Genomic DNA, 3009 nt, shown 5'->3' with positions numbered 1-3009 from the left:
GCGGCTCGTGTCCTCGTTCAGCATCAGGAGGTCGCGGCAGTCCTGCAGCGAAAAGTCGAGCCGTCGCGCACGGCTCAGGAAGCGCAGCCGGTGGATATCAGCGGGGCCGAAACGGCGATAGCCGTTCGGCCCGCGCTGCGGGGTCACAAGACCGATGTCCTCATAGTACCGGATCGTCTTGGAGGTGAGACCTGACGCATGCGCGGCTTCGGCGATGTTCATTCCAGCCCTCCCTTCCCCTGAAGGATGCCACGTGCACGCCGGCCAAGTATGCGGCAATGAGGCAGCCGGGACACGCCCTCGATCACGGCCAGGTTGCCAAAGATCAGCGGTTTACCGGATGCCGTTCGCAACCTGAACCTCGCGCACGAAGCTGATGATGCCGGCCAGCTCTGGATCCGTGAGTCCCGGAACCGGGGCCATGTTTCCGAACGGCCAGTGATGGGCACGCACCCCGTTGCGTGCTGCCATGACGAAGGCCATGTCGCCGTGGTGGCCTGGTTCATAGATCTTGTGGATCAGCGGTGGGGCAGTCCCTGCCCGCCCCTCGGCGTCGGTGCCGTGGCAGGATGCGCAGTTGGCGGCGAAGGCCTGCTGACCGGCCTGGGCTTCGGGTGAAAGCGTGGCCGGCATGGTCACGATGGCAAGGGCTCGGCCTTCTTCCACTTGTCCTGAGCCATCGGATTGGCTCCAGAGCCACCAGGCACCGCCTGCGGCGACCGCGGCAATCGCCGCGACATAAACAGTTCGCATGATCTCTTTCCTCTGATCGGCTCGCGCGACAGAGAGCCGCGCGAGCAGTGCCGGAGAGGTCTGGTATGGTGAGGTGACCTTGATCGGACTGGCGCCGGGATACCCGGCGCCAGCTTCCGCAATCCGGTCAGTTCGACGGTCCATGGACGATTCCGTTCGGGCGATCGCCCACCGGCACCGATCCGACGACCTCCTGGCGCGCGACGTCGATGACCGAGACGCTGTCGTCCGCGATGTTGGTCACGAACACGAAGGCGCCGTCCGCCGAGGCCGACACGCCATGCGCGCCAAGGCCGGTTTTCAGCGTCTTGATGACTTCACCCGTGGCCGTGTCGATCACCGACACCGTGTCGTTCGGCGCGGCCTCGGTTCCCTGGTTGGCGACATAGACCTGCCTGCCGTCCGGGGTTGCGATCATCTGGATCGGATTGGGACCGACCTCGATCCTGTCCGTGACCTCGCGCGTGGCGGTGTCGATGACCGCAACGCGGTTCTCGTCGCGCAGTGAGACATAGACCCGGCTGCTGTCCGGGGTGAAGCCGACCTGGACCGGAGCCGCGCCCACCGGGATGCGCGCCGCCTCGGTGAGGCTGGCCGTGTCGATGACCGAGACCGACCCGTCCTCGACATTGGCGACGTAAAGCTCGGAGCCATCCGGGCTGAGGCGCAGCCCGTGCGGAAAGGCACCCGTGCCAATGCGGCCGATGACCTTGGCCTGTGCCAGATCGACAACGGCGATCTCGTCGCCGCCGGAGAGCGCGACATAGGCGCGGCCGTTTCTGTCTGCGACGACATGCGCGGGATGCGATCCGACCTCCACCGTGGCACCAGGCTTGGAGAGATCGCTCGGGTCGAGGACCACCAGAATGCCCGCAGCGGCGCTGCCGCCGGCTTGGTCATGCCCGCCTCCCTCGTGATCCCCTGCAGCCGGAGTGCCGACCGCCATCACGAATCTTCCGTCCGGCGTCAGATCGACGTTATGGGGCGATACGGGCAGCGGCACTGTGGTTACTGTCCCGGTGCCCAGATCGATGGCGCTGAGGGCGTTGCCGCCTTCGTCGGCGGTCCAGACAGTGCCGCCGGTCTCGCCGAAGTCGATGGGCGCAGGGCCGGCCTTTTCTGCCAGCCAGGCTTCCATCTCGGCGATCTCGCGCTCCTGCGCCGCGATGATCTCGGCCGCCCAGGCCTTGGTCTGCGGATCATCGCCGTGTTGCTGGACGATCCGCGCCATGTCGATTGCGCCCCGATGATGCGGGATCATGCCCCGCACGAAGGCCGTGTCGGGATCATCGGCCATGACGCCCTCCATCATCGGCCCATGCATGGCGTCCATGGAGTCCACATAGGCGCGGGTGAAGTCGGGAACGTTCCGCTCGGCTGATGCTGCTCCGGCAGCCTTCGCTGCATCGGCCGCACCGTGCATCATCCCGCCCTGCATCATCTGCTGCATGGCGCTCATGCACTCGGCAGGCATGGCCTGCATCATGGACCGCATCTGGTCTGGCGTACCCGGCATCGGCATCGTCGGGGCGGCAGGCGGGGCGGCCTGTTCCTGCGCCTGTGCAGGATGGTGGGTGTCATGTCCGGCCTGGGCCAGAGCAACGGTCGGCAGCCCGGCCGCGAGGCCAAGGGAAAGGGCGATTGCAGTTCGTTTCATTGCTGTTCATCCATGTCCGGGAAAACGCGGCATCACACAGCGCACGCGCAGTTCCCGAGTGATCGTTGATGTCCGAGTGGCGTTATCGGCCTGTCGGCCGAAGTGGCCGGAAGGCGGGGACCTCCCGGGCCCGAAACGCCTTCACGCAGCGATGGATGAACGTGGTGGCCGCAGGATCCCCTTGGGCGTCCGCCCCAAGAGACCCACCAGGATGCCGAGACGGGTCTCCCCGCCGGAAGGCGGATCGGCCCGTGGGCTCTCCGGCAGAAGGGCGATGATCGTGCAGAACTGGGCGCAGCAGTCGTCCTGGGAACCTGGCCCGTTCCCGCCGGAGCCGTCCTGATCTCCGGAGATCGTCCGGGCACAGCCGGACGCCGCATGAGAATGATCGCAGCCTTGGTCCAGTGTCGCGGCGATGGCCGGCTCGGCATGGGTCATGTGTCCTGCCGGCAGAGAATGGGCTCCGGCCTGCAGAGTAAGGGCGGCGAAAGCCACGATCAGCCATGCGGTCGCGAGCCATTGCCTCCAGCAGCCGCGGAGTCCCATGCCCTTTGTCGCACCCCTGTTCATCAGACCGTTCGTTCTCTTCCTCTGGACCG

The 3009-nt window shown here is 66.4% G+C and carries 4 protein-coding genes; all 4 read right to left on the bottom strand.

Features of this window, described 5'->3' with window-relative positions; genetic code table 11:
- Window positions 1–222 (bottom strand): MerR family transcriptional regulator (locus BLQ03_RS17525; RefSeq protein ID WP_139166814.1); only part of this gene is annotated, 222 nt, incomplete at its 3' end.
- A gap of 111 nt (window positions 223–333) precedes the next feature.
- A complete protein-coding gene (locus BLQ03_RS17520) occupies window positions 334–897 on the bottom strand; it encodes a c-type cytochrome (protein ID WP_342672034.1) in 564 nt (187 codons plus the stop codon).
- Window positions 881–2410 carry a CopM family metallochaperone gene (gene copM / locus BLQ03_RS17515; RefSeq protein WP_090757571.1) on the bottom strand — a complete coding sequence of 510 codons (1530 nt, stop codon included), beginning with the start codon at window positions 2408–2410 and terminating at the stop codon, window positions 881–883. The genes BLQ03_RS17520 and copM overlap by 17 nt, the downstream gene beginning before the upstream one ends.
- A 141-nt stretch (window positions 2411–2551) precedes the next feature.
- The coding region (locus BLQ03_RS18735; protein WP_217629798.1) for a hypothetical protein at window positions 2552–3009 on the bottom strand (458 nt) is incomplete at its 5' end.

Origin of the sequence: Paracoccus chinensis, from assembly GCF_900102885.1 — a bacterium.
Classification (GTDB): domain Bacteria; phylum Pseudomonadota; class Alphaproteobacteria; order Rhodobacterales; family Rhodobacteraceae; genus Paracoccus; species Paracoccus chinensis.
Note: the sequence above shows the minus strand (reverse complement) of the source record. Positions and strands in the feature narration are given on the sequence as shown.